25 protein-coding genes are annotated in these 26,347 nt (G+C 74.8%); 23 read left to right on the top strand and 2 right to left on the bottom strand.

From position 1 onward, the window contains the following. The 3 genes from PGB27_RS06880 to PGB27_RS06870 form a co-directional block, all read left to right on the top strand. On the top strand, positions 1–438 hold a 438-nt coding region (locus PGB27_RS06880), incomplete at its 5' end, for an aldehyde dehydrogenase family protein (protein WP_274199596.1). Next, positions 435–1,634: an iron-containing alcohol dehydrogenase family protein gene (locus tag PGB27_RS06875; RefSeq protein WP_274199595.1), complete on the top strand. Its 1,200-nt coding sequence runs from the start codon at positions 435–437 to the stop codon at positions 1,632–1,634. The genes PGB27_RS06880 and PGB27_RS06875, both read left to right, overlap by 4 nt. 284 nt (positions 1,635–1,918) lie before the next feature. Next, positions 1,919–3,076: a fatty acid desaturase family protein gene (locus tag PGB27_RS06870; RefSeq protein ID WP_274199633.1), complete on the top strand. Its 1,158-nt coding sequence runs from the start codon at positions 1,919–1,921 to the stop codon at positions 3,074–3,076. Positions 3,077–3,109: 33 nt separating this feature from the next. Here the strand turns inward: PGB27_RS06870 and PGB27_RS06865 are convergent, their stop codons facing one another. Further along, entirely contained in the window at positions 3,110–4,330 is a 1,221-nt protein-coding gene (locus PGB27_RS06865) for a helix-turn-helix domain-containing protein (RefSeq protein ID WP_274199594.1), read from the bottom strand. Positions 4,331–4,468: 138 nt separating this feature from the next. On the opposite strand from PGB27_RS06865, the gene PGB27_RS06860 reads away from it, so the two are divergent. From PGB27_RS06860 to PGB27_RS06800, 13 genes are all read left to right on the top strand, one after another. Next, positions 4,469–5,782: an alpha/beta hydrolase gene (locus PGB27_RS06860; protein ID WP_274199593.1), complete on the top strand. Its 1,314-nt coding sequence runs from the start codon at positions 4,469–4,471 to the stop codon at positions 5,780–5,782. A 39-nt stretch (positions 5,783–5,821) separates the two neighbouring features. Beyond that, a complete protein-coding gene (thrS, locus tag PGB27_RS06855) occupies positions 5,822–7,921 on the top strand; it encodes a threonine--tRNA ligase (protein ID WP_274199592.1) in 2,100 nt (699 codons plus the stop codon). Positions 7,922–7,974: 53 nt separating this feature from the next. Then, on the top strand, positions 7,975–8,559 hold the full coding sequence (locus tag PGB27_RS06850) for an HIT family protein (RefSeq protein ID WP_274199591.1): 585 nt from the start codon (positions 7,975–7,977) through the stop codon (positions 8,557–8,559). Next, complete coding sequence (gene pgsA / locus PGB27_RS06845; protein WP_274199590.1) at positions 8,556–9,275, top strand: phosphatidylinositol phosphate synthase; 720 nt, start codon at positions 8,556–8,558, stop codon at positions 9,273–9,275. The genes PGB27_RS06850 and pgsA overlap by 4 nt, the downstream gene beginning before the upstream one ends. Beyond that, on the top strand, positions 9,272–10,198 hold the full coding sequence (locus tag PGB27_RS06840) for a phosphatidylinositol mannoside acyltransferase (RefSeq protein WP_274199589.1): 927 nt from the start codon (positions 9,272–9,274) through the stop codon (positions 10,196–10,198). Before pgsA ends, PGB27_RS06840 begins: the two co-directional genes overlap by 4 nt. A 130-nt stretch (positions 10,199–10,328) precedes the next feature. Then, positions 10,329–11,516, top strand: coding sequence for an ROK family transcriptional regulator (locus tag PGB27_RS06835; protein ID WP_274199588.1), 1,188 nt, complete (start codon positions 10,329–10,331; stop codon positions 11,514–11,516). A 177-nt stretch (positions 11,517–11,693) separates the two neighbouring features. Next, a complete protein-coding gene (gene otsB, locus PGB27_RS06830; RefSeq protein WP_274199587.1) occupies positions 11,694–12,590 on the top strand; it encodes a trehalose-phosphatase in 897 nt (298 codons plus the stop codon). Positions 12,591–12,655: 65 nt separating this feature from the next. After that, positions 12,656–15,307, top strand: a complete 2,652-nt coding sequence (locus tag PGB27_RS06825; protein ID WP_274199586.1) for a glycoside hydrolase family 65 protein — start codon at positions 12,656–12,658, stop codon at positions 15,305–15,307. Further along, positions 15,304–16,068, top strand: coding sequence for an HAD family hydrolase (locus PGB27_RS06820; RefSeq protein ID WP_274199585.1), 765 nt, complete (start codon positions 15,304–15,306; stop codon positions 16,066–16,068). Before PGB27_RS06825 ends, PGB27_RS06820 begins: the two co-directional genes overlap by 4 nt. Then, positions 16,065–17,042: an ROK family glucokinase gene (locus tag PGB27_RS06815; RefSeq protein ID WP_274199584.1), complete on the top strand. Its 978-nt coding sequence runs from the start codon at positions 16,065–16,067 to the stop codon at positions 17,040–17,042. The genes PGB27_RS06820 and PGB27_RS06815 overlap by 4 nt, the downstream gene beginning before the upstream one ends. Further along, complete coding sequence (locus PGB27_RS06810) at positions 17,039–18,487, top strand: sugar porter family MFS transporter (RefSeq protein WP_274199583.1); 1,449 nt, start codon at positions 17,039–17,041, stop codon at positions 18,485–18,487. Before PGB27_RS06815 ends, PGB27_RS06810 begins: the two co-directional genes overlap by 4 nt. 133 nt (positions 18,488–18,620) lie before the next feature. After that, the gene (locus PGB27_RS06805; protein ID WP_274199582.1) at positions 18,621–19,832 is read left to right on the top strand and encodes a glycosyltransferase family 4 protein; all 1,212 of its coding nucleotides are present in this window, start codon (positions 18,621–18,623) and stop codon (positions 19,830–19,832) included. After that, positions 19,829–20,881, top strand: a complete 1,053-nt coding sequence (locus PGB27_RS06800; protein ID WP_274199581.1) for an NUDIX hydrolase — start codon at positions 19,829–19,831, stop codon at positions 20,879–20,881. Before PGB27_RS06805 ends, PGB27_RS06800 begins: the two co-directional genes overlap by 4 nt. Here the strand turns inward: PGB27_RS06800 and PGB27_RS06795 are convergent. After that, complete coding sequence (locus PGB27_RS06795; RefSeq protein ID WP_274199580.1) at positions 20,878–21,282, bottom strand: VOC family protein; 405 nt, start codon at positions 21,280–21,282, stop codon at positions 20,878–20,880. The genes PGB27_RS06800 and PGB27_RS06795 overlap by 4 nt on opposite strands. Positions 21,283–21,362: 80 nt before the next feature. On the opposite strand from PGB27_RS06795, the gene PGB27_RS06790 reads away from it, so the two are divergent. From PGB27_RS06790 to PGB27_RS06760, 7 genes are all read left to right on the top strand, one after another. Beyond that, the gene (locus tag PGB27_RS06790; protein WP_274199579.1) at positions 21,363–21,941 is read left to right on the top strand and encodes a TetR/AcrR family transcriptional regulator; all 579 of its coding nucleotides are present in this window, start codon (positions 21,363–21,365) and stop codon (positions 21,939–21,941) included. A gap of 109 nt (positions 21,942–22,050) precedes the next feature. Then, the gene (pdxS, locus tag PGB27_RS06785; protein ID WP_274199578.1) at positions 22,051–22,953 is read left to right on the top strand and encodes a pyridoxal 5'-phosphate synthase lyase subunit PdxS; all 903 of its coding nucleotides are present in this window, start codon (positions 22,051–22,053) and stop codon (positions 22,951–22,953) included. 43 nt (positions 22,954–22,996) lie between these two features. Then, a complete protein-coding gene (locus tag PGB27_RS06780; protein WP_274199577.1) occupies positions 22,997–23,569 on the top strand; it encodes a hypothetical protein in 573 nt (190 codons plus the stop codon). Between the two features lie 22 nt (positions 23,570–23,591). Further along, positions 23,592–24,056: a hypothetical protein gene (locus tag PGB27_RS06775; RefSeq protein WP_274199576.1), complete on the top strand. Its 465-nt coding sequence runs from the start codon at positions 23,592–23,594 to the stop codon at positions 24,054–24,056. Between the two features lie 37 nt (positions 24,057–24,093). Then, positions 24,094–24,930 carry an SDR family oxidoreductase gene (locus tag PGB27_RS06770; protein ID WP_274199575.1) on the top strand — a complete coding sequence of 279 codons (837 nt, stop codon included), beginning with the start codon at positions 24,094–24,096 and terminating at the stop codon, positions 24,928–24,930. After that, positions 24,927–26,000, top strand: coding sequence for a class I mannose-6-phosphate isomerase (locus PGB27_RS06765; protein ID WP_274199574.1), 1,074 nt, complete (start codon positions 24,927–24,929; stop codon positions 25,998–26,000). The genes PGB27_RS06770 and PGB27_RS06765 overlap by 4 nt, the downstream gene beginning before the upstream one ends. Positions 26,001–26,066: 66 nt before the next feature. Then, a complete protein-coding gene (locus tag PGB27_RS06760; RefSeq protein WP_274199573.1) occupies positions 26,067–26,336 on the top strand; it encodes a hypothetical protein in 270 nt (89 codons plus the stop codon). The last annotated feature ends 11 nt before the right edge of the window (positions 26,337–26,347 follow it).

Genomic DNA, 26,347 nt, shown 5'->3' with positions numbered 1-26,347 from the left:
GTCCGCGCCCGCCACCGCCGCTTCACCCCGCACACGTGGACCAACGGGCTCGGCCTGCTCGCGAACCTGCACGTCGCGGCCGGCGTCGGTGCCGGGCCCTACCTCGAGTTCCCCGACGACCCGGCCGCCCGGGTCGCCCAGGAGGAGATCTTCGGGCCGGTCCTGGCCGTGAGCACCTGCGACGGCCCGGCGGAGGGGATCGCCGTCGCCAACGGCACGCGCTTCGGGCTCGCGGCGTCGGTGTGGAGCGCGGACCTCTCGACCGCGCACCGCACGGCGGCCGCGCTGCGGGCGGGCACCGTGTGGGTCAACACCTTCGACGCCGCGTCGGTGACCACGCCCTTCGGCGGCTTCGGCGACTCCGGCGGCGGCCGGGACCGCGCGCTGCAGGCGCTCGACGCGTCCTCCGCGGCCAAGACGACCTGGTACGCGCTGTGAGCGGGCCGGTCACGACCTCGCCGTGCGCCGGCGTGGCGGCGGGCACCTTCCTGTCCGGCGCGGGGCCGGTCGTCGACTTCGGGCCCGGCGCGGTGGCCCGGATTCCCGACCACCTCGCCGGGCTGGGGGCCCGCCGCATCCTCGTGGTGACCGACGCCGGGCTGCGCGCGGCCGGGGTCGTCGACGCGGTCACCGGCCCGCTCTCCGCGTCCGGGGTCGGGGCCGAGGTGTTCGACGCCGTGCGCGGCAACCCCACCGTGACGGTCGTCGAGCAGGGCGGCGAGCACGCGCGGGCGCTCGGTGTCGACGCCGTCCTCGCCCTCGGCGGCGGGTCGAGCCTCGACGCCGCCAAGGGGATCGCGCTGCTCGCGCCCAGCCCCGGCGCCCGGGCCGACGGCAGCGGGGCGACGCCCGCCGCGGGGCTGCCCGTGGTGGCCGTGCCGACGACGGCGGGCACGGGCGCGGAGACCAACGGCTTCGGCGTGCTCGAGGACCTCGACACCCGGCAGAAGGTCTACTGCGGCGACGCCAGCGTGGTGCCGCGGGTCGCCGTCCTCGACCCCGAGCTCACCTACGGCCTGCCCGCGGGACCCACGGCCGCGACCGGTGTCGACGCGCTGGTCCACGGCCTCGAGTCGCTGGCCTCGCGGGGCCGCGACCCGATGTCCGAGGCCTTCGCCGCCGAGGCGGTGCGCCGGGCGTGGGCGTGGCTGCCGGCGGCGGTGGCCCACGGTCAGGAGACGGAGCGCAGCGGAGCACGACTCGACGGGACCGCTCGACGGGCGCGCGCGGAGATGCTCGTCGCCGCGCACCTGGCCGGGCAGGCGCTCACGCGCAGCGGGCTGGGCCTGGTGCACGGGTTCGCGCACGCGCTGAGCCTGCACACGGGCGCGGTGCACGGCCTCGCGCTGGCCGCGGTGCTGCCGGAGGTGGTCGCCTGGCAGCTCGACGCCGAGCCCGCCGGGTGGGGGCGCGCCGCCGAGGCGGCCGGGCTGCCGGGCGCCGCGGCGCTGCCCGACGCGCTGGCCGCGGTGCTGGAGACGGTCGGGACACGGGTCACCGTCGCCGACCTCGGCGCCCGTCCCGAGCAGCACGAGGCGCTGGCGCGCACGGCCCTCGCCGACCCCGTGACGCGCAACACGCCCCGTCACCCCGGGTCGGTGGCGGAGCTCGTCGCGCTGCTGGAGCGCTGCTGACCGTCACTCCGTGCCACCGACGGCGCCGGATTTGTGGTTGTGCAACAGGTTTGCTCCCCGATCCCTCGCTGCGCGCGTAGAGACCGGGGCAAGGCGGTCCTTACCGTCGAGAGTGATCGACCAGCGGGCACACGTGGGCGACGACCCGACCTCGTAGCCCCGCTCCCCCGGATCCCTCAGGAGGACCCGTGACCGCACTCGAGACGATCCCCGAGCACGTCACCCGCATCAACGACGCCAAGACGCCGACCGGACCCGGTCGCCCGGGCGCCAGCACGGCCCACATCACCCCGTCGACCGAGCACCTCACCGTCGAGGACATCGAGCGCCTCGGCGCCGAGCTCGAGCGGCTCCGCGAGCGCGTCATGTCCTCGCTCGGCGAGGACGACGCCCGCTACATCCGCCGCGTCATCCGCGCCCAGCGCGGCCTCGAGGCGGCGGGCCGCGTGCTGCTGCTCGGCGCGCTGTTCCCGCCGGCGTTCCTCGCCGGCACCGCGTCGCTCGCCCTCGCCAAGATCCTCGAGAACATGGAGATCGGGCACAACGTCCTGCACGGGCAGTGGGACTGGATGCGCGACCCGGAGATCAACTCCACGACGTGGGAGTGGGACCACGTCTCGACGGCCCGCAGCTGGCAGCAGACCCACAACTACCTGCACCACACGTACACCAACGTGCACGGCAAGGACCGCGACATCGGCTACAACGTGCTCCGGGTCGACCCGGAGCAGGAGTGGAAGCCGATCTACCTCTTCCAGACCGTCACCAACGCCGGCCTGGCGATGATCTTCGAGTGGGGCATCGCGGCCTTCGACCTCGAGCTGGACCAGATCCAGCGCGGCGAGGCCACGTGGAAGGACAAGCTGCCCGAGCTCAAGGCGATGGGCCGCAAGGCGGGCAAGCAGGCGCTCAAGGACTTCGTGGTCTTCCCGGCGCTGTCCGGGCCCTCGTTCGTGCCGGCGCTGGTGGGCAGCGTGCTCGCCAACGTCATCCGCAACATCTGGTCCCACGCGGTGATCTTCTGCGGCCACTTCCCGGTCGAGGTCGAGACCTTCGACGAGGAGCGGCTGGAGGACGAGTCGCAGGCCGAGTGGTACGTGCGCCAGATGCTGGGCTCGGCGAACATCGAGGGCTCGGTCCTGCTGCACGTCATGACCGGGAACCTGTCGCACCAGATCGAGCACCACCTCTTCCCGGACATGCCCTCGCGCCGCTACCGCACCATCGCGCCCGAGATCCGTGACCTCTGCCGCCGCTACGGCCTGCCCTACCACTCGGGGCCGATGTGGAAGCAGTACGGCGGCGTGCTGGCGAAGATCGCCCGGCTGTCCTTCCCCGGCGGCCACGAGCGCACGCTCAAGCAGCGGCTGCGCGCCCTGCCCTTCGGCCGCCGCCGCGCCGAGTCGCTGCGCGGGCGCCGCGCGGAGGCCGTCGCGGCCTGAGACCCGTGCCCGCGGCTCCGGTGGCCCGAGCCCTCAGCCCTCGGCGAGGGACGGGCCGCCGGCGCGCAGGGCCAGCGCGACCTCGAGGCGCCCGACGGGGTCGTCGAGCACGCCCGCGAACGCCTCGCGCAGCCGCGCGAGCCGGTAGCGCACGGTCTGCGGGTGCACGTGCAGGCGCGTCGCCGCCTCGGCGACGTCGCCGTGGGCGTCGAGCCACGCGGTCAGCGTCGTCACGGCCCGGTCGCGCGCCGTGGCCGTCATCCGGCGCAGCGGCTCGAGGCGCTGGGCGACGAGGTCGGCGGTCAGCGTGACGTCGGCGTGCAGGAGCAGGACGAGCAGGTGGTCGTCGGCGCGCACGAGGCCGTCGTCGGGCAGGTGGCCGTCCTGCTGCAGCGCCCAGGCCGCGCGGGCCCGGGTGACGGTGCGCGGGGTCTGGTCAGGTGTCACCGTCGGTCCGAGGACCGCGGCGGTCCCGCGCAGGGCGTCGGCGACGGCGTCGAGACGTCCCGGCCCGTCGGGGTCGGGCACGAACACCACGCCGACCCGGTCGACGACCGACGCCGCGATGTCCGGCGGCAGGCGCCGGCAGACCGTCGCGAGCGACTCCTCGGCCACGACCAGCGCGCCCACCGACTTCGGCGGCGCCCACTCCGCCTCGCGGGCCAGGGCGTCGAGCTCCGGGGGCTCGGGGGCCGGCGTGCGGCACAGGCGCTCGACGAGCGCGTGCTGGCGGGCCTGGCGCGACCCGGCCGCGAGCGACTGCTCGTAGGCGTAGCCGGACACCGACGCCGCTGCGAGCTGCTCGATGTAGGCGAAGAGGGCCTCGGCCAGCCGGAAGATCGCGTCGGGGCCCAGGCCGAGGTCGTCGGCGGCGCGGTCGCCGTCCCCGTTCCCGGTGTCGCTCGCCGCCGCTATCCGCCGCCACAGCACCCGCGAGCCGATCCGGTAGGCGCTCTGTAGGGCGTCCATCGTGCGGCCGTGGCGGTGCTCGACGCGGCCGAGCTCGAAGTAGACCCGGGTGTCGGGCAGTGCGGCGTCGGTGCCCAGCAGGTCGAGGAACTGGTCGAGCGCCACCGACACCCCGAGGCGGATGCGGCGCCCGAACTCGCCGTCCATCGACAGCGCGTACTCGGCGACCTCGGCGCGCACCGTCGCGATGATCTCGTCGCCGGTGCCCAGCACGATCGGGCGCAGGCGGGCGCGCGCGGTCGCCGGCACGTCGGCCCACGGGTGCCGTCGCGATGCGTCCGTCACCGGGCACACACCGTCGCTCACCCCGCCAGTGTCGCAGGATCGCGGAGGGACGCCAGGATCCGAGCGCCGTCAGCGTCGGGGACGTGGCGCACGTGACTCGGCGCGCCACCGCGGGGGCGGGGGGTCCACGATGGCCGCGTGACCTCGCCGGTGCGTGCGCTGCCGGGCGCGCTCCGGAGGACGCTGCAGACCGAGCTGCGCGAGCCCGGCGCGCGCACGGCCCTGCTGGTGGGCACCGTGGCGCTGCTCGTCGCCGGCTCCGGGCTGCGGCCGCTGACCCGGCGCTGGCCCGCCGCGGTGGTCGGCAGCCTGCTCTCCTCGACGGCCACCGAGACCCCGCGCGCGACCGCCGTGCTCGTCGGGGCGGCCGCAGGCGTGGCGGTGCGCCGGGGCGCGGCGGGCAACCCGGCGGGCCGCGTCGGGCTCGGGGCGGCGGCCGCCGCGGTCGCGGTGCTCCTGGCGCTGGACCGCGGCGCGCGGGCCGACGCCGAGACCCTCGCCGACGCCCTGTCCGCCGAGCTGGGGCCGGTCGATCTGTCCGCGCGCGGAAGGGTGCTGGGCTCGGTGCTGGCCCGCCGGCGCTACGCCTCGGCGCGCGACGTCGCCTACGGCCCCGACCCGGTCGCGAACCTCCTCGACGTCTGGCGCGACCCGGAGCTCCCGCGCGACGCCCGGGCGCCGGTGCTGCTGCAGATCCACGGCGGGGCGTGGTCGTCGGGCAGCAAGGCGGCCGACGCCCACCCGCTGATGGCGCACCTCGTCGCCCGCGGCTGGGTGTGCGTCAGCGTCGACTACCGCCTCGGGCCCGCCGAGCGCTGGCCCGCGCAGATCGTCGACGTCAAGCGCGCGCTGGCCTGGACCCGCGCGCACATCGCCGAGCACGGCGGCGACCCCGACCGCATCGCCATCACCGGCGGCTCGTCGGGCGCCCACCTCGCGGCGCTCGCCGCGCTGACGCCCGGGGCCTGGCAGCCGGGGTTCGCCGACGCCGACACCTCGGTCGCCGCCGCCGTCTGCCTCTACGGCATCTACGACCTGACCAGCGACGACGGCAGCGGCACCCTCGACGAGCTGCTCGCCGAGACGATGATGCCCACGGTGCTCGACGAGGACGCCCACCCCTACGTCGCCGCCTCCCCGGCCGCGCGCGTGCACCCGGACGCGCCCCCGTTCATGGTCCTGCACGGCACCGGCGACGCGATCGTCGTGCCCGCGCAGAGCCGTGCCTTCGTCGCGCGGCTGCGGGCGGTGTCGCGGGCGCCGGTGGTGCACGCCGAGCTCGCGCGCGCCCAGCACGGCTTCGACCTCGTGCCCACCGCCCGCACCCTCGCCACGGTCCGGGCCGTCACGGCGTTCCTCGAGGCGGTGATGGGGACGGGGGCGGGGACGGTGGTGGGGGACGCCACCGCCCCCGCGACCGCGCCCGCCACCCGGCGTCGCCGGGGTCGATAGGCTCGGGGAACCACCCTCGACACCGGAGGAGAGACCGTCGTGTCCTCGCTCGCCCCGCCCCAGCCCCTCGTCGCCGACAGCGTCCGGGTGACCGCGGGCACCACGGCGGGCCAGGCGGTCCGCGATGCGGGGTTGCCGACCACGGGTCCGCAGACGGTCGTCGTCGTGCGAGCCCCCGACGGCACGCTCAAGGACCTCGCCTGGAGCCCGGCCGAGGACATCGACGTGCAGCCGGTCGCGGCCGACACCGAGGACGGGCGCGCCGTGATCCGCCACTCGGCCGCACACGTGCTGGCCCAGGCGGTCCAGCAGATGTTCCCGGAGGCCAAGCTCGGCATCGGCCCGCCGGTCACCGACGGCTTCTACTACGACTTCGCCGTCGACCGCCCGTTCACGCCCGAGGACCTCGAGGCCCTCGAGAAGGCGATGCGCAGGATCGTCAAGGCGAAGCAGCGGTTCGTGCGCCGCGAGTACCCCTCGCTGGAGGCCGCCCGCGAGGAGCTGGCCGACGAGCCGTTCAAGCTCGAGCTGGTCGACCTCAAGGGGTCGGCCGAGGACGACGGCGTCGACACGTCGGAGATCATGGAGGTCGGGGCGGGCAACCTCACCGCCTACGACAACGTGCACGCCCACACGGGCGAGCGCGTGTGGGGCGACCTGTGCCGCGGCCCGCACATCCCCACCACGGGCTTCATCCCCGCCTTCAAGATCACGCGCAGCGCCGCCGCCTACTGGCGCGGCGACCAGCGCAACGCCCAGCTCCAGCGCATCTACGGCACGGCGTGGGAGTCGCCGGAGGCCCAGGACGCCTACCTGGAGCGGGTCGCCGAGGCCGAGCGCCGCGACCACCGCCGCCTCGGCGCCGAGCTCGACCTGTTCAGCTTCCCCGACGAGATCGGCTCGGGCCTGCCGGTCTTCCACCCCAAGGGCGGCATCGTCCGCAAGGAGCTGGAGGACTACAGCCGCCGGCGTCACGCCGAGGCCGGCTACGAGTTCGTCAACACCCCGCACGCCACCAAGGGCGAGCTGTTCCAGGTCTCGGGCCACCTCGACTGGTACCGCGAGGGCATGTTCCCGGCGATGCACCTCGACGCCGAGTACGGCGAGGACGGCGAGGTCAGGCGGCAGGGCGTCGACTACTACCTCAAGCCGATGAACTGCCCCATGCACAACCTGATCTACCGGGCGCGTGGGCGGTCGTACCGCGAGCTGCCGCTGCGGCTCTTCGAGTTCGGCACGGTGTACCGGTACGAGAAGTCCGGCGTGGTGCACGGGCTGACGCGCGCCCGCGGGTTCACCCAGGACGACGCGCACATCTACTGCACGCGCGACCAGATGCGCGACGAGATCCGCTCGCTGCTGCAGTTCGTGCTCGACCTGCTGCGCGACTACGGCCTCGACGACTTCTACCTCGAGCTCTCCACCCGCAACCCCGAGAAGTCGATCGGCTCGGACGAGGCGTGGGAGGAGGCGACCGAGGTCCTGCGCGAGGTCGCCGAGGGCGCGGGCCTCGACCTCGTCCTCGACCCGGGCGGTGCCGCGTTCTACGCGCCGAAGATCTCGGTGCAGGCCAAGGACGCGATCGGGCGCACCTGGCAGATGTCGACGATCCAGGTCGACCTCATGCTCCCGGACCGCTTCGAGCTCGAGTACACGGCGCCGGACGGCTCGCGGCAGCGGCCCGTGATGATCCACCGCGCGCTGTTCGGGTCGATCGAGCGCTTCTTCGGCGTGCTCACCGAGCACTACGCCGGCGCGTTCCCGGCCTGGCTGGCGCCGGTCCAGGTCGTCGGCATCCCGGTCTCGGGCGACCAGGCCGAGTACGTCGCGCAGGTCGCCGCCCGCCTGCGGGCCGAGGGGCTGCGGGTCGAGGTCGACGACTCCGACGACCGGATGCAGAAGAAGATCCGTACCCACACGCTGCAGAAGGTGCCGTTCCTGCTGCTCGCGGGCGGGAAGGACGTCGAGGCCTCGGGCGAGCGGAGCGACGGGTCGGTGTGGAACGGCGCGGTGTCGTTCCGGTTCCGCGACGGCTCGCAGCGCAACGGCGTGCCCGTGGACGACGCGGTCGCGGCCGTCGTCGACTGGGTGCGCCGCCGCGAGAACGCCTCCCCGGACGCGGAGAAGTTCACCCCCTGATGTCGGAGGACGTGGGCCGGGAACCGGGAGACGGAGCGCAGCGGAGCTCGACCATGGGGGCGACGGACCTGGACGAGCTCTGGGGTGCCGGCACGCCCGACGGCTTCCGCCGGCTGTGGGCACCGCACCGGATGGCCTACATCGCGGGGGAGACCGGGACCGGCGAGGAGTCCGGCAAGTGCCCGCTGTGCCGCATCCCGACCCTGTCCGACGGGGACGGCCTGGTCCTGCACCGCGGCGAGCGGGTGTACGCGGTGCTCAACCTGCACCCGTACAACCCCGGGCACCTCATGGTCGTGCCGTACCGCCACGTCGCCGGCCTCGACGAGCTCGACGAGGGGGAGTCCGCGGAGCTCGTCGCCGTGACCCAGCAGGCGGTGCGGGCGCTGCGCGCGGTCGCGGCGCCGCACGGGTTCAACGTCGGCATCAACCTCGGCCACGTCGCGGGCGGGTCCCTCGCCGACCACCTGCACCAGCACGTCGTCCCGCGCTGGGGCGGCGACGCCAACTTCATCACCGTCGTCGGGCAGACGAAGGTGATCCCGCAGCTGCTGGCCGAGACGCGGTCGCGGCTCGCCGAGGCGTGGCCGGGCGACGGCGTGCAGCGGAGCTCGACCCGTGGAGTGAGCTCGTCGTGATCAACGAGTGGGCCCGCGCCGCGATGAGGGGCGGGGTCGAGCCGACGGCGGCGTGGCTGGTCCGCCGCGGCATCCACCCGGACGCCGTCACGATCTTCGGCACGGTCGCGTCGACCGCCTCGGCCCTGCTGCTCATCCCCACCGGACACCTGTTCGCGGCGTCGCTGATCGTGTGGGGCTTCGCGATGCTGGACGTGCTCGACGGCGCGATGGCCCGCGCCCGGGGGGTGAAGAGTCCCTTCGGGGGCGTGCTCGACTCCGTCGGCGACCGGCTCGTGGACGGCGCGGTGTTCGCCGGCATCGCGTGGTGGGCGTTCACCGTCGACCGGCCCCTGCTCGCCGCGCTCGCGCTCACCTGCCTCATCACCGGCCAGCTCATCTCGTACATCAAGGCGCGCGCCGAGGCGGCCGGCCTGCGCGCCGACGGTGGCCTGGTCGAGCGCGCGGAGCGGCTCATCCTCGGGCTCGGCGGCTGCGGCCTCGTCGGCCTCGGCGTGCCCTACGCCCTCGATGTGGCGCTGTGGCTGCTCGCGGTCGGGTCGGTGATCACGGTCGGGCAGCGGGTCGTCGCCGTGTGGCGCAGCGCCCGCGACCAGTACGGCGCGGCCACCGGACACACCCCGGAGCGGCAGCAGTCCGGTGAGCCCGGGGAGCCGGCCGAGTCCGCCGAGCCCCGCCGGACGACCCCGGACGACGGGGCGGGGGGCACGCCGTGAGCGCGCGGACCCTGTCGCTGCCCGCCCTGCGGTCGCAGGTGGCGGAGCGCGCGGGCGAGCTCGGCTACGCCGCGGGGTGGCGCCTGGTGCGCACGATCCCGGAGCCCGTGGCGCGGTGGGCGTTCCGTGCCGGGGCCGACCTCGCGGCGCGCCGCGGCGGGCCGGGCACCCGGCGGCTGCGCGCCAACCTCGCCCGCGTGCGCCCCGACCTGGGTCCCGAGGCGCTCGACGCCCTCACCCGCGCCGCGCTGCGGTCGTACGCCCGGTACTGGCGCGAGGCCTTCCGCCTGCCCGGCACGGACCACGCGGTGCTCGCGCGCCGGCCCGTGGTGGAGGGGCAGGAGCACCTCGACGCGGCGCTGGCCGCCGGGAAGGGCGCGGTCGTCGCCCTGCCGCACTCGGGCAACTGGGACATGGCCGGGCTCTGGCTGGTGGCGCACTCGGGGCGCTTCACCACGGTCGCGGAGCGGTTGAAGCCCGAGTCGCTCTACGAGCGGTTCGTCGCCTACCGCGAGTCGCTGGGCTTCGAGATCCTGCCCATGACCGGCGGCGAGGCCCCCGTGCGCGGGCTCCTGCGGGCCCTGCGCGAGGGCCGGGTGGTGTGCCTGGTGGCCGACCGCGACCTCTCCGCCCACGGCGTGCCCGTCACGTTCTTCGGCGCGCGGGCCACGATGCCGCCCGGCCCCGCCTCGTTGGCCGCGACCACCGGCGCGGCGCTCCTGCCGGTCGGGCTGTGGTTCAGCACGGATCCGGTCACGGGGGAGGAGGGCTGGCACTTCCGCATCCACCCGCCCGTCCCCGTGCCCGGCCGCGAGGCCGTGCCCGCGGCCACCCAGCGGGTCGCGGACGCCTTCGCCGGCGACATCGCCGAGCACCCCGAGGACTGGCACATGCTCCAGCGCATCTGGACCGACCCGGCCTGACCGGCTCGCCGGCGGGTCGTGTCGTGGGGAGCATGCGACGTCGCGGAACGGACGGGCGCTCCGCGTCGGTGTGTCGTCGTTCGCGGACGAGGTGACGTGGAGCACACGTGCGCGCGGTAGAGTTCATCTCATGAACACGGCGTCACGCCCCGGCTCGCCGGCCGGCCTGCGCGACGCGAACCGCCGCCGGGTGCTCGACGCCGTGCGCGCGGGCGGGGCCCCGACCCAGGCCGAGATCGCCGCGGTCACCGGCCTGGCGCCGGCGACGGTGTCGAACATCGTGCGCGACCTCGGCGCCGCCGGCGTGCTCGCGGCCGGTGACGAGGTCCGCGGGGGGCGCCGGGTGCGCGCGGTCCGCCTGGTCCGCGGGGCCGGCGTCGTGGCCGGCATCGACGTCGGGCACCGGCACGTGCGCGTGGCGCTGGCCGACGTCGCCGCCCCGGCCGTCGCCGCGGCCCCCGAGCGCACCGAGGTGCGCGCGGACCTGCCCGACGGCCACGGGGTCGCCGACGGCCTGGCCACGGCCGCCGACCTGCTCGAGCGGGCGCTGGACGAGGCCGGGGCCCGGCGCGCCGCGCTGCGGGGGGCCGTCCTCGGGCTGCCCGCCCCGCTCGACCTCGCGACCGGGGCCGTCGGCGCCTCCGGGGTGCTGCCCGGCTGGGTGGGCGTGCCCGTGGCCGGCCGGGTCGCCGAGCACCTCGGCGTGCCGAGCTGGGTGGACAACGACGCGACCCTCGGCACCCTGGCCGAGCAGCGGTGGGGCGCCCTGCGGGGGGTCGACGACGGGATCTTCCTCAAGCTCTCCGACGGGGTCGGCGCCGGCCTGGTCCTGGACGGCCGGCTCTACCGCGGTCCCGACGGCACCGCCGGCGAGATCGGCCACGTCGCCGTCGACCCGGGGGACCGGTTCGCGGCGGTGTGCCGGTGCGGGCACCGTGGCTGCCTCGAGACCCTGGTGTCGACGCGCACCGTGACCGCCATGCTCGAGCCGCTGCTCGGTGCCCCGCTCACGGTCGCCGACGTGGTCGCCCGCGCCCGCGACGGCGACGCGCCCTCGGCCCGGGTCCTCGCCGACACCGGGCACCACGTCGGGGTCGCGCTCGCCGGCCTGTGCACCGTGCTGACCCCGCGGCGCATCGTCGTCGGCGGGGAGCTCGCCCAGGCCGGTGACCTGCTGCTGGGCCCGTTGCACGCCGCACTCGGGGCGGCCGCGCTGCCCGGCACCACGCGCACCGCCGACGTGGTCGTCGCCGAGCTCGCCGAGCACGCGCCGGTGCTGGGGGCGCTCGCGCTCGCGCTCGACCGCTGCGCCGTCTGAGCGCGCGCTCCACCGGCCGGCGGAACGCTCCGGACGGGTGGTGTCCCAGCGTGCGGGCGGGGCCCTGGTGGTCCAGGATGCGCGACGCTGTGTTCATCCGTTGACGACGTCCGGGTGCCGTCCTAGCCTGTGGTTCGCATCACACGACACCGGCGCCCCGAGATGCGGAGGCCCCTCGTGACCGTGCCCGCAGACGACGGGCGGGCTCCGCAGCGCGGCGCGCCCGTCACCACGACGGCGGACCGGTTGCCGCACGCGCTCGACGCCCCCGAGGTGTCGCAGCGCCTGGCCGGGCGCCGCCCCGCGGTCTTCCTCGACTACGACGGGGTGCTCACCCCGATCGTGCCGCGGCCCGAGGACGCGATCATGAGCGACGCGATGCGCGACGTGCTGCGCTCACTCGCGGCCCGCTGCCCGGTGTGCATCGTCTCGGGACGCGACCGGGCCGTCGTCGCCGAGCTGTCCGGCGTCGACGACCTCGTCATCGCCGGCAGCCACGGCTTCGACATCCACGACCCGCAGCGCGGCGTCATCGAGCACGAGGCCTCGCGCGGCTGGGAGGACCTGGTCGCCGAGGTCACCGAGCGGGTCCGCACCGGCGCCGCGGCGATCGAGGGCACGCAGGTCGAGCCCAAGCACGCCTCGGTCGCCGTGCACGACCGGCACGTCGCCGACGCCGACCGCCCGCGCGTGCAGGAGCTCGTCGACGCGGTCCTCGCCGAGCACCCCGGCCGGCTGCGCGTCACGCCGGGCAAGTTCGTCCACGAGATCCAGCCGAAGATCGACTGGAACAAGGGCAAGGCCGTCGAGCACCTCATCGGCGTCCTCGACCTGGACCACCCCGCGCCAGACGGTCGACCCAGCGTGCCGATCTACCTCGGCGACGACATCACCGACGAGGACGCCTTCCGCGCGCTCGCCGCCCGGGGGAGCGGCGATGGTGATCACCGCGAGCCCGGACTGGGCATCCTCGTCATCGACCCGTCCGATGCGCCGTCGCGCGACACCGCCGCGACGGCCGTGCTCGCCACGGTCGACGAGGTCGCCCGCTTCCTCGACGGCCTCGCCCGCTGAGTCCGCCGGCCCTGCCGAGCCCGCTCCCACGACCCGCCGCCCGCTCCTGGAGACCGGAGACGTCCGTGACCACGACGACGACCGAAGACCAGACCCCCAGCACCACGACCGACGGCCGGAGCACGCCGTCGTCGTCCGACGTCCTGCCCGGCGGCGCCGTCGCCGACGACTTCACGCTCACCTGGACCGGCCTCGAGCCCGACGACGAGGGCCTGCGCGAGGCGCTGACCAGCACCGGCAACGGCTACTTCTGCACCCGCGGCGCGGCCGAGTGGGAGGACACCGACGCGCCCCGGCACTACGCCGGCACCTACGCCCACGGCGCCTACAACCGCGAGACGACCATCCTCGGCGGCCGCCCGGTCCTCAACGAGGACCTCGTCAACCTGCCGAACTGGCTCGTCCTCAAGCTGCGCATCGAGGGCGAGGAGGCCATCCGCCTCGACAACGTCGAGGTGCTGGACTACCGGCACTCCTACGACATCCGCACCGCGACCGTCAGCCGCGTCTTCCGCTTCCGCGACCGGGCCGGGCGCGAGACGACGCTGCAGAGCCGGCGCTTCGTCTCGATGGCCCACAGCCACCAGGCGGCGATGGAGTGGACGGTCACCGCCGAGAACTGGTCGGGCCGCATCGGGATCGTCTCGGCGATCGACGGCCGCGTCGACAACACCATGGTCGCCCGCTACCGCGACCTCGAGGGCCGCCACCTCGACCCCGTCACCCCGCGGACGTTCGGGCCGGAGATCATCGCGCTGAAGGTGCGGACCCGGCAGTCGAACCTCTACGTCTCCGAGGCCGCCCGCACGCGGGTCTACCGGGGCCGGGGCCGCGGCTGGGAGAAGATCGAGCCCGCCCGCACGCTCCACCAGATGAACGACTACGTCCAGCAGGTGCTCGACCTCGACGTCACCGAGGGCGAGACCGTGCGGGTCGAGAAGATCGTCTCGTTCTTCACCAGCCACGACAACGCGATCACCGAGACGCTGACCGCGGCCGGCCGCCACGTCGAGCGCTACCCCGACTTCGCCGGCTGCCTCGCCGAGCACGTCGACGCCTGGGACGAGTACTGGGACGTCTGCGACCTCGAGGTGCCGCGCGAGCCGCGCGTCCAGCTGCTGCTGCGCTTCCACATGGCCCACGTGCTGCAGGTGTGCTCGCGGCACACCGCGCGCCACGACGCGGGCGTCCCCGCCCGCGGGCTCAACGGCGAGGCCTACCGCGGGCACGTGTTCTGGGACGAGCTCTACGTCTACCCGTTCCTCAACTACCGCCTGCCGGAGATCACCCGCGGCCTCCTGATGTACCGCTACCGCCGCCTCGCCGAGGCCCGCGCGGCCGCGGCCGAGGCCGGCTACCGCGGGGCGATGTTCCCCTGGCAGTCGGGCAGCGACGGCACCGAGGAGACGCAGGTCGTCCACCTCAACCCGCTCTCGGGCCAGTGGGACCCCGACCACTCCCACAACCAGCGCCACGTCAACGCGGCGATCTTCTACAACGTCTGGCAGTACTACCAGGCCACCGACGACCTCGAGTTCCTGCGCGACTACGGCGCCGAGCTCATGCTCGAGATCGCCCGGTTCTGGGCCTCGATCGCGCACCGGAACCCGAACACCGGCCGCTACGAGATCCACGGCGTGATGGGGCCCGACGAGTTCCACGAGCGCTACCCGGGCGCCGAGGACGGCGGGCTGCGCAACAACGCCTACACCAACGTCATGGTGGCGTGGATCTGCGCGACCGCGCCGAAGGTGCTCGCGCTGCTGCCCAAGAGCCGCCGCCGCGCGCTGCGCAGCCGCCTCGGCATCACCGACGACGAGATCACGCGCTGGTCGGAGATGTGCACGTCGATGATGGTGCCGACCCACCTCGACGACGACGGCCACGCGGTGATCACCCAGTTCGAGGGCTACGAGGCGCTCACCGAGCTCGACTGGGAGGGCTACCGGTCGCGGCACAAGAACATCCAGCGGATGGACCGCATCCTCAAGGCCGAGGGTGACGACCCCGACCGCTACAAGCTCGCCAAGCAGGCCGACGCGGTCATGCTGTTCTTCCTGTTCGGCGACGACGAGCTGCGTGAGATCTTCTCCCGGCTCGGCTACGACGAGATCGCCGACGACGGCGACCTCGCGCGGCGCACCATCGCCTACTACGACCGCCGCACCTCGCACGGCTCGACGCTCTCGCTCGTCGCGCACGCCGCGGTGCTGGCCGGCATCGATCCCGAGAGCTCCTGGGAGCGCTTCCTCGTCGCCGTCGAGTCCGACATCGGCGACGTGCAGGGCGGCACCACCAAGGAGGGCATCCACATGGGGGTCATGTCGGGGACCCTCGACCTGCTCCAGCGGGCCTACCTCGGTGCCGGGGCCCGCGACGGCGTGCTGACGTTCTCGCCGCGCCTGACGCCGCGCCTCGACGGGCTCGCGCTCTCGCTGGTGTTCCAGGGCACGACGCTGCGCGTCTCGGTGGGCGACGGCGCGCTCACCGTCGCCGTGCAGTCCGAGGGCTTCAGCCACCCGGTGCGCATCGGCCTCGGCGACGAGGTGCGCGAGCTCGGCGCCGGCCAGGAGTGGACGGTGCCCCTCGACCCCGACGGCCGCATCCGTGCGGGCTCCTCCACGGCCGCGACCGTGACGTCCGGCGCGGGGGACGACGGCACCGCCCCCATCTCGACGACCACCGGCGGGCACGACCACGAAGGGAACGGCGCATGAGCGGCACGGCACGGTCCGGATTCGGCGGAGCGATCTTCGACGTGGACGGGGTCCTCGTCGACTCGCCGCACGAGGAGGCCTGGCGCGAGTCCCTGCGCGAGCTCATGGAGGGCCCGTGGTCGGACATCGTCGACCAGACGAGCTGGTCGCCGGAGAAGTTCACGCCGACGCTCTACCACGAGCGGATGTCGGGCAAGCCGCGCACGGCCGGCGCGACCGCGGCGCTCGAGTACTTCGGCGTCCCCGACATCGAGCGGCGCGTGCAGGAGTACGGCGAGTACAAGCAGGAGATGATCATCCGGCTGATCTCCGAGGGGCGCTTCTCGGCCTATGACGACGCCGTGCAGTTCGTGGTGAGCGTCAAGCAGTCCGGCATCCCGATCGCCGCGGCGTCGTCGTCGAAGAACGCCAAGCTGTTCCTCGAGCGCGTCGACCTGTCGCGCTTCGGCGCCGAGGGGAACCTGCACGGCTACTTCGACGTCGACGTCTCCGGCCGCGACTTCGCGCAGGGCAAGCCCAACCCGGAGATCTTCCTGACCGCCGCGTCCGAGCTCGGCGTCGAGCCCGCGAACGCGTTCGTCGCGGAGGACGCGGTCAACGGCATCCAGGCGGCGAAGGCCGGCGGGTTCGGTGCGCTCGGGGTGTCCCGTGCCGACGACGTCGACGCGCTGGCCGCCGAGGGGGCCGACGTCGTCGTCACCGACATGGGCGAGATCGACCTGTCCGCACTCGCGCGCGGGGAGCTGGTGAAGAAGTCATGAGCGAGCTGACCGTCGGCGTCGACGTCGGTGGCACCAAGATCGCGGCGGGGGTCGTCGACGAGGCGGGCAAGCTGATCGCCTCGACCCGCCGGGAGACCCCGGCGACCGACACACGGATGGTGCTCGAGGCCATCGCCGACGCGGTGCGGGAGCTGCGCAGCGGTCACGAGATCGTCGGTGTCGGCATCGGCGCGGCCGGCTTCGTCGACGCGGGCCGCGCGAAGGTGATGTTCGCGCCGAACCTCGCGTGGCGCGACGAGGACCTGCGCGGCCAGCTCTCCGTGGCCCTCGACCTGCCGGTGGTCGTCGAGAACGACGCGAACGCCGTCGCCTGGGCGGAGTCCCGCTTCGGGGCGGGCCGCGACCACGACGACCTCGTCGCCATCACCATCGGCACCGGCGTGGGCGGCGGCATCGTCACCGGCGGGCGGCTGGTGCGTGGCGGGTTCGGGGTGGCCGCGGAGATCGGCCACATCACCATGGTCCCGTACGGGCGCCGGTGCGGCTGCGGGCTGCAGGGCTGCTGGGAGCAGTACGGGTCGGGGCGCGCGCTGCTCACCGAGGCCCTCGAGATCGCCCGGCACTCGCCGGCCTTCGCCGCGGGCCTCATCGCGGCGGCCGGCGGCGACCCCGAGGCGATCACCGGGGAGATGGTCACCGCGACCGCCCAGCAGGGCGACGTGGGCGCGCTGCACTGCTTCGACGAGATCGGCCGCTGGATCGGCCTCGGTCTCGCCCAGCTCGCGGCGGTGCTCGACCCCACGCTCTTCGTCATCGGCGGCGGCGTGTCCGCCGCGGGCGAGGTGCTGCGGGGCCGGGTGGAGGAGGTCTTCCGGGCCAACCTCACGGGACGCGGCCACCGGCCCGTCGCCGAGGTACGGCTCGCGGAGCTCGGGTGGGAATCCGGCATGGTCGGCGCCGCCGACCTCGCCCGGACCAATTTCGACAGTGCCGTACCGGGGAGTGACCGATGACCAGTCCAGGATCGGGGTCGGGCGCGCCCGGCTCACGGGAGAAGACGACCGCCAAGGCGATCCTCATCTCCATCGTCGCCGCCGTCGGCGGCTTCCTCTTCGGCTTCGACTCGAGCGTCATCAACGGCGCCGTCGAGGCCATCAACGCACAGTTCGGGCTGGAGAACAGCCCGTTCCTGTCCGGCTTCGCCGTGGCGGTGGCGCTGCTCGGCTCGGCCGTCGGCGCCTGGTTCGCCGGCCCGACGGCCGACCGCTACGGGCGCGTCCGCGTCATGCTCATCGCCGCCGCTGCGTTCGCCATCAGCTCCGTGCTGTCCGGCCTCGCGTTCGCGGTGTGGGACCTCATCCTCTGGCGCTTCATCGCCGGCATCGGCATCGGCATCGCCTCGGTGATCGCGCCCGCCTACATCGCCGAGATCGCGCCCGCCCACATCCGCGGACGCCTGGCCTCGCTGCAGCAGATGGCCATCGTGCTCGGCATCTTCGTCGCGCTGCTCTCGGACGCCCTGCTCGCCTACGGCGCCGGGTCGGCGGCCAACGTGCTGTTCCTGGGTGCCGAGGCGTGGCGCTGGATGTTCATCGTCGGCGTCATCCCGGCGATCATCTACGCGGTCCTCGCCCTGCGGATCCCCGAGTCGCCGCGCTACCTCGTCGCCAAGCAACGCAACGAGGAGGCCGCGCGCGTGCTGGCGAGCGTCAACGGGACGAGCGTCGACGCCGTCCAGCCCAAGATCGCCGAGATCGCCGAGACGCTGCGCCGCGAGGACAAGCCCAGCCTGCGCGACCTCACCGCGCCCGGCACCGGCCTGCGCCCGATCGTGTGGGTCGGCATCCTGCTGTCGGTCTTCCAGCAGTTCGTCGGCATCAACGTGATCTTCTACTACTCGACGACGCTGTGGCAGGCCGTCGGCTTCTCCGAGCAGGACTCGTTCACCGCGTCGGTGATCAACGCCCTGATCAACGTCGTGTCGACGATCGTCGCCATCCTCATCGTCGACAAGGTCGGCCGGAAGCCGATGCTGCTCGGCGGCTCGGCCGGCATGGTCGTGACGCTGACGATCATGGCCGTCGCGTTCTCGCAGGCCGTCGAGACGGTCGGGGCCGACGGTGAGCTGTCGCCGAGCCTGCCCGGCGTCTGGGGCCCGGTCGCCCTGGTCGCCGCGAACCTCTACGTGGTCTCCTTCGCGGTCACGTGGGGCCCGGTCGTCTGGGTGCTGCTCGGCGAGATCTTCCCGAACTGGCTGCGGGCCGCCGCGCTCGCCGTCGCCGCGGCCGCGCAGTGGTTGGCGAACTTCGTGGTCACGGTGACGTTCCAGGCCCTCGCCGACCTCAGCCTGGCGTTCGCCTACGGCATCTACGCGGCCATGGCCCTGATCTCCTTCTTCTTCGTCAGCCGCTACGTGCAGGAGACGAAGGGCAAGGAGCTCGAGGAGATGGTCGGCTGACCCGCCGCTGATCACCCCGCCGCTGATCACCCGGCCGAGGGGCACCTCCTGTGCGGGGTGCCCCTCGTCCTGCTGCTCAAGGCCCCGGGCCGCGACGGGGAGCCCACGCGGCCGTCGTTAGGCTGGGCGCGCCATGCGCATCGGGATCGTGTGTCCGTACTCGCTGGACGTGGCCGGCGGGGTCCAGGCGCACGTCCTCGACCTCGCCCGCGCGCTGACGGGCCTGGGCCACCGCGTCGACGTGCTCGCGCCGGCCGGCGAGGACACCCCGGTGCCGGCGGGGGTGACGCGCGCGGGGCGCTCGCTCGGCATCCCGTACAACGGCTCGGTCGCCCGGCTGACGTTCGGGCCGGTGTCGCTCGCGCGGGTCCGGCGGTGGCTGCGCGACGGCGACTTCGACGTCCTGCACGTCCACGAGCCCACCGCGCCGAGCCTGTCGTTCCTCGCGCTGGTCGTGGCCAGCCAGGAGGATCGGGTCGGCCCGGTGGTGGCGACGTTCCACACCTCGACCCCGCGCTCGCGCACCATGACCTTCTTCGAGCCGGTGCTGCGCCCGCTGCTCGAGCGCGTCACCGCCCGGATCGCGGTGTCGCCGCTGGCGCGCCAGGTCTACGTCGAGCACCTCGGGGGCGACGCCGTCGAGATCCCCAACGGCGTGGACGTCGCCGCCTTCGCCGACGCGCCGCCGCTGCCCGGGCACGCCCACCACGGGAACGGGGCGACGGTCGGCTTCGTCGGCCGCTACACCGAGCCGCGCAAGGGGATGCCGCTGCTGCTCGAGGCGCTGCGCCCGCTGGCCACGACCCGTCCCGACCTGCGGCTCGTCGTGGTGGGCCGGGGTGACGAGGACGAGCTGCGCGAGCAGGCGGGCCCGGAGCTCGCCGACCGCATCGAGCTCCTCGGCGCGGTCGACGAGCCGACCAAGGCCTCGATGCTCGCCTCGGTGGACCTGCTCGCGACGCCCAACACGGGCGGCGAGAGCTTCGGGGTCGTGCTCGCCGAGGGCATGGCGGCCGGGGCGCCGGTGGTCGCGAGCGACATCGACGCGTTCCGCCGCGTGCTCGGCGAGCCGCCGGCGGGCGTCGCGGTGCGCAGCGGGGACGCCGCGGCGTGGGGCGCGGCGATCGCCGCGCTGCTCGACGACCCCGCCCGGCGCGACGCCCTGCGCACCGCCGGCCGGCGTCGCGTGGCGGCGTTCGACTGGTCGGTCGTCGCCGCCGCCGTCCTGCGGGTGTACGAGGTGGCCGTGGCGGCCGATCCCCGCCGCGTGGGGGCGAGTCCGCTCCCGAGAAGGGCGGACCGCGCGCCGGCCGGCGCGGGCCACGACCTACCGTCCTCCCCGTGACCCTCCTCGGCCCCACCGGCGTGCTGGTGGTCATCGTCGTCACCGCGGTGCTGCTGCTGGTGATCGTCACCGCGGCCGTGCTGATCGGCCGGGCCCGCCGGCTGGACCGGTTGCACGTGCGCACCGACGCCGCGGCCGCGGGGCTCGCGGCCGTGCTCGACCGGCGCGCGGCCATCGTCCGGGCGATCGCCGCGACGGCCGGCCCCGTGGCGCTCGCCGACGCCGACCGGCGGGCCCTGCGGTCCGCGGCCCGGGCGGCCACCGCGACGCGCGCCGCCGGCGAGGGTGTCCTCGACGCCGAGCGCGAGGAGACCGAGAACGACCTCACCCGCGCGCTGGCCCCGCTCGACACCGCGGCCCTGCCCGCCGACCTCGCCGCCGAGCTCGCCGACGTCCACGCTCGGATCTCCGTCGCGCGGCGCATCTACAACGACGCGGTGCGTGACACCCGCGCCCTGCGCGGGCGGCGGATGGTGCGCTGGCTGCGCCTCGCCGGCACGGCCCCGATGCCCCCGTACTTCGAGATCGCCGAGCCGGGTCCCGACGGCGTCGTGCTCGAGCCCGCCGCGGTGCGCGTGGCGCAGGACGCGGTGCGGGCGGTGGTCGTCGACGACGACGGGCGGGTGCTGTTGTTCGAGGGCGTCGACCCGGCCCGGCCGGCGGAGGCGTTCTGGTTCGCCCCCGGCGGCGGCGTCGCGACGGGCGAGGACCCCGCGGCCGCCGTCGCGCGCACGGTGGGGGAGGAGACGGGCCTCGCCGTGGACACCGAGCAGGTCCGCGGGCCGCTGTGGGTGCGCGAGGTGGTCTTCGAGGCTGACGGCACCACCTACGCCGGGCGCGAGCTCTTCCACGCCGTGCACGTCCCGTCCGGCGACATCGACGCGACCGCGTTCACCGAGCACGAGGCCCGGACCGTGCGCGGGCACCGCTGGTGGACCCCGGCCGAGCTCGCGGTGACCCTCGACGTCGTACACCCGCACCAGCTGCCCGACCTGCTCGCCGACCCGCGCGCCCTCGAGCCGGGCCCGGTGCCGCTCGCGATCCACTAGCCCACGACCGCCTCCTCGTACGCGGCCCCGACCGGGATCTCGGTGATCACGTCGACGAGCACGCCGGCCGGGTCGGCGACGATGAAGTGGCGCTGGCCGAACTCCTCGGAGCGCAGGTCGAGCTCGGGGCGCAGGCTCCCGCGGACGACGAGGCGCTGGTACTCCGCGTCGACGTCGGGCACCTCGACGTTGAGCAGCAGCCCGCGGACCTCCGCGCGGAAGCCGGCGGGCACGGTCGGGTGGTCGGCGGCGACGAACGCCAGCTCGTGGTGGCCGCGGCGCAGGCTGACGTACCAGTCGACGGCGAAGACGACCTCGAAGCCGAAGTGCTCGACCCAGAAGCGCCGCGAGGCCTCCACGTCGGCGACACCGAGGACGGGGTAGAAGCCGGTCGGGTCCATGACGGTTCCTTTCGCGTACCTTTGGTACGTCAGATGGTGCTCACGTACCATCGGTACGTCAAGTGGGGCGGGGAGGCGTCGTGGCCGGGGTGCGGGTCGAGCAGAAGGCGCGCACGCGTCGCACGCTCGTCGGGGCGGCACGCACGCTGTTCGCCACGCGCGGCTACGGCGACGTCGGCCTGGCCGAGATCGTCGCGGCCGCGGGCGTCACCAAGGGCGCGCTGTACCACCAGTTCGACGGCAAGACCGCGCTGTTCCGGGCGGTGCTCGGCGAGGTCCTGGACGAGGTCGCGGACGCCGTCGTCACGGCGGCGCGGGCGGCGGGCGACGACCCGTGGGCGCAGCTGCGGGCCGGGTGTCGGGCCTTCCTCGTGGCGAGCACCGACCCCGCCCGGGTCCGGATCGCTCTCGTCGACGGCCCCGCGGTGCTCGGGTGGGCGCAGTGGCGCGCGCTGGACGAGGCGACCTCGCAGCGCCACCTCGTCGAGGCGCTCGAGGGCCTCGTCGCGCGGGGTCTGCTGGCGCCGCGCCCCGTCGCCCCGCTCGCGCACCTCCTCGGCGGGGCCATGAACGAGGCGGCCCTGTGGCTCGCCGACGAGCCGGACGCGCTCGAGCCGGCGTGGACGGAGCTCGCCGCGATGCTCGACGCCCTGCGGTGAGGGTGCGCGCAGGGTGCACCGCATCACGTCACCCGGACCTCACCCGGCCGTACGATCGCGGGGGACCCCTCAACCGACACAGCCGTCGTACGCGCACCGGAGGACCACCGTGACCAGGCCCGACACCGCTCACACCACCGGCACCGGAGGGGTCAAGCGCGGCCTCGCCGACATGCTCAAGGGCGGCGTGATCATGGACGTGGTCACCCCCGAGCAGGCGAGGATCGCCGAGGACGCCGGCGCCGTGGCCGTCATGGCCCTCGAGCGCGTGCCCGCCGACATCCGCGCCGACGGGGGTGTCGCCCGGATGTCCGACCCCGACATGGTGCGCGGCATCGTCGACGCCGTCTCGATCCCGGTGATGGCCAAGGCCCGCATCGGCCACTTCGTCGAGGCGCAGGTGCTGCAGTCGCTCGGCGTCGACTACGTCGACGAGTCCGAGGTGCTCACCCCCGCCGACGAGGCCCACCACATCGACAAGTGGGCGTTCACCGTGCCGTTCGTGTGCGGGGCGACCAACCTCGGCGAGGCGCTGCGGCGCATCGGCGAGGGCGCGGCGATGATCCGCTCGAAGGGCGAGGCCGGCACCGGCAACGTCGTCGAGGCCACCCGGCACATGCGGGCGATCCGGTCGGAGATCCGGGCGCTGTCGCGCATGGACGCCCAGGAGCTCTACGCCGCCGCCAAGGAGCTGCGCGCGCCGGTGACGCTGGTGCAGGAGGTCGCCGAGTCCGGGCGCCTGCCGGTGGTGCTGTTCACCGCGGGCGGCATCGCGACCCCCGCCGACGCCGCGATGATGATGCAGCTCGGCGCCGAGGGCGTGTTCGTCGGCTCGGGCATCTTCAAGTCCGGCGACCCGGCGCGCCGCGCCGAGGCGATCGTGCGGGCGACGACCTTCCACGACGACCCGGACGTCATCGCCAAGGTCTCGGCGGGGCTCGGCGAGGCGATGGTCGGGCGCACCACCGCCGACATGCCCGACTCGGAGCGGCTCGCCACCCGCGGCTGGTGAGGCTCACCGGACGATCACACCGGCGCGTGGGACGATCGGCACGATGACCACCTCGCACGGCTCCCCGCGCCGGCTGGTCGACCTCCAGGGACAGGCGCAGGCCCCGTCGCAGCCCCCGTCGGAGGCACCCGTCGACCCGGACGCCCGGACCGACGTGATGCGGGCGGTGGGGGACCAGCCCCCCGCCGCACCCGCCCCTGCCCGCCGGCAGCCCGCCGAGGAGCCCGAACCGGTCGAGGAGCCCACCCGGCGCAACGGCATGGGCACCCCGGCGCTGGTGCTCGGCCTGCTCGCCGCCGCCACGTGCTGGACCGGCTGGGCGGGCGTGGTGCTGGGGCTGCCCGCGGTGATCGCCGGCTACCTGGGGGCGCGGCGCGCGTTCCACGACCTCGCGACGGACGGCGCGTCGTCGCTCGGCGGGCTCGTCGCGGGCGCCGTCGGGCTCGTCGTCGGCGCGGTCGTCGTGTGGCCGACGCTCTTCGGCTCCGGCGGGTTCGGCGACGGGCTGACGCTCGACCAGTGCATGGCCCAGTCGACGACGGCGCGCGAGATGCACATGTGCAAGTCGCAGCACCTCGCCGAGTTCAACCAGCGCTACCCGAACGCCGCCGAGTGAGGGCCGCTGGCACGATGCCGGCATGACGTCGGCGCCGCCCCCTGCCCGGCAGGACCGCGACCAGCGGGACCCGCGTGAGCGCGACGGCGGGCTCGGCACCGCCGCGCTCGCCCTCGGCCTCGTCGCCGCGGGGACGGGGCTGACCGCGGCCCTGTGGGCCGGCATGGACTGGCTGGGCTGGGTCGCCCTCGTGCTGGGCCTGGTCGGGCTGGTCGTGGGGTTCATCGGCTCGCGGCGCGCGTTCCACGACCCGCAGCGCAGCGGCGGGATGTCGCTCGGTGGCTTCGTGCTCGCCCTCGTGGGGCTGATCGTCGGGGCGTGGCTGGTCGTGCCCGGCCTGCTCGGCATCGGCACGTTCGGCGAGGGCCTGACCCTCGACGAGTGCATGGCCCAGGCCCAGGGCCAGCAGGAGGAGCGCATGTGCGCCTCCCAGCACCTCGACGAGTACCGGGCCCGCTTCGGGGATCCGGGCGGGACCGGCGGCTAGACGGATATCGCGCCGCCCGATCGGTGACCCCCACCGGATGAGTGGTCACCAGCAGGAGCACCCCGGGTACGAGCACGCGATGACGCCGCCGAGCGACTGCGGCGAGGAGAGCTACACCGGCTCCGGCCGGCTGACCGGCAAGGTCGCGCTGATCACGGGCGGCGACAGCGGCATCGGGCGGGCCGTCGCGATCGCCTTCGCCCGCGAGGGCGCCGACGTCGCGTTCGGGCACCTGCCGGCCGAGGAGGAGGACGGCAAGGAGGTCGAGCGCCTCGTCACCGACGCGGGCCGCCGCGCGCTGCGTCTGCCCGGCGACCTCACCGACCCGCAGGCGTGCCGCGACCTCGTCGCCCGCACCGTCGAGGAGTTCGGCCGCCTCGACGTGCTGGTCAACAACGCGGCGTTCCAGATGGTCCGCGACCGCCTCGAGGACATCCCGGACGAGGAGTGGGACCGCACGATCGCCACCAACCTCGATGCGATGTTCCACATCACGAAGGCCGCGCTGCCCCACCTCGGCGCGGGGGCGTCGATCATCAACACGACGTCGATCAACTCCGACAACCCGCCGCCCGGGCTCATCGCCTACGACACGACGAAGGCCGGCATCGCCAACTTCACCGCCGCGCTGGCCCGCCAGTACGGCGACCGCGGCATCCGCGCCAACAGCGTCGCGCCCGGCCCGATCTGGACCCCGCTGATCCCCGCGACGATGCCCGCCGAGGCCGTCGAATCCTTCGGCCAGGACACGCCGCTGGGGCGCGCGGGCCAGCCCGTCGAGCTCGCCCCGGTGTACGTGATGCTGGCCTCCGACGAGGCGAGCTACGTCTCGGGGGCCCGGATCGCGGTCACCGGCGGGACACCGATCCTGTGACGGCCCGGCGGCCGCCCTCACTGCCACTGCACCTGTCCACCCCGGTCGCGCGCCACGTCTTCGGCGGGCGCGCGATCGTCGACCGCCTGGGCCGCGACGACCTGCCCGGCGGCCGGATCGCCGAGGCGTGGGAGGTCAGCGACGTCGACGGGACGGCGTCGGTGGTCGTCGACGGGCCGCTCGCCGGGCGGCCGCTGCGCGAGCTGGTCGCGACCTGGCCCGAGGAGCTCCTCGGGCCGGGCTGCGACGACGCGGTCTTCCCGTTCCTCACCAAGCTCATCGACGCCGCGGGCACGCTCCCGGTCCACCTGCACGCCGACGACGAGACCGCCCGGCGGCTCGAGGGCACGCCGACGGGCAAGACCGAGGCCTGGCACGTCCTGGACGCCGCGCCCGGAGCGACCGCGCTGTGCGGCACGCAGCCCGGCGTCGACGCCGACCGCCTGCGCGAGGCCCTGCTCGCGGGCGACTTCGACGACGTGCTGCGCCGCCTGCCGGTGCGCGCGGGCGAGACCATCTACGTGCCGGGCGGGACGCTGCACTCGTTCGGCCCCGACACCCTCGTGCACGAGATCGAGCAGACCTCCGACGTCGTGCAGCACGCGATGCCCTGGCACATGGAGGACGGCTCGCCGGTCCCGCCCGGCGAGCAGCGGGCGAACATCGAGGCGCTGCTCGCGGAGTGGGACCCCGCGCCGCGCCCGGAGTTCCGGCCCGGGCTCGCGATCGACGTCGACGACGGCGTCTCGCGGGTGGTGCTCACCGCCGGGCCGTACTTCGCCCTCGACCGCTGGCGCGTCGCCCGGCGCGCCGCGATCGACGTCGCCTCGGCGACGGTGCTGACCAACGTCGGCGCCCCGGTGCGGCTGCGGGTCGGCGACCACGTCGAGGGCCTGGGTCGCGGGCGGTCGGTGCTGCTGCCGGCGGCGCTCGGGTCGGTCACCGTCGAGGGGCCGGCCGACGTCCTCGCCGGCTACCGCCCCGACCTCGAGCGGGACGTGTCGGCGCCGCTGCGGGCGGCGGGGTACGGGGCGGACGCGGTCGCACGCCTGGGTGCGGGAGACCGTTGACCCGGATGCGAGCGGCGCGCTCCGCCGGGCCGGGCCGGGGCTCCCCGGTCCGTAGCGTGGGGGAGCATGAGCCGCCCCCTGACACCGCTCGAGGTCTGGACGCGCGCCGTGCGGATCTACGTCGAGACGCCCGTGAAGGCGTGGGACGAGGGCGTGACCGCCGTCGCGCTGTCCCCGATCACGGCGTGGACGCGGGCCGCGAGCTCGATCGCCGAGGCCCCGATCGACGCCTGGAGCCGGGGCGCGAAGTCCGTGGTCACCGCCCCGATCAGCGCGTGGGGCCACGCGGCGACGTCGGCGACCCAGCGCGTGCTGCGTCTCGTCCTGCCGCGCTGACGGGTTCCTAG

Source organism: Actinomycetospora lemnae (genome assembly GCF_028737315.1).
GTDB lineage: Bacteria > Actinomycetota > Actinomycetes > Mycobacteriales > Pseudonocardiaceae > Actinomycetospora > Actinomycetospora lemnae.
This window is presented reverse-complemented; position numbering and strand designations above follow the sequence as displayed.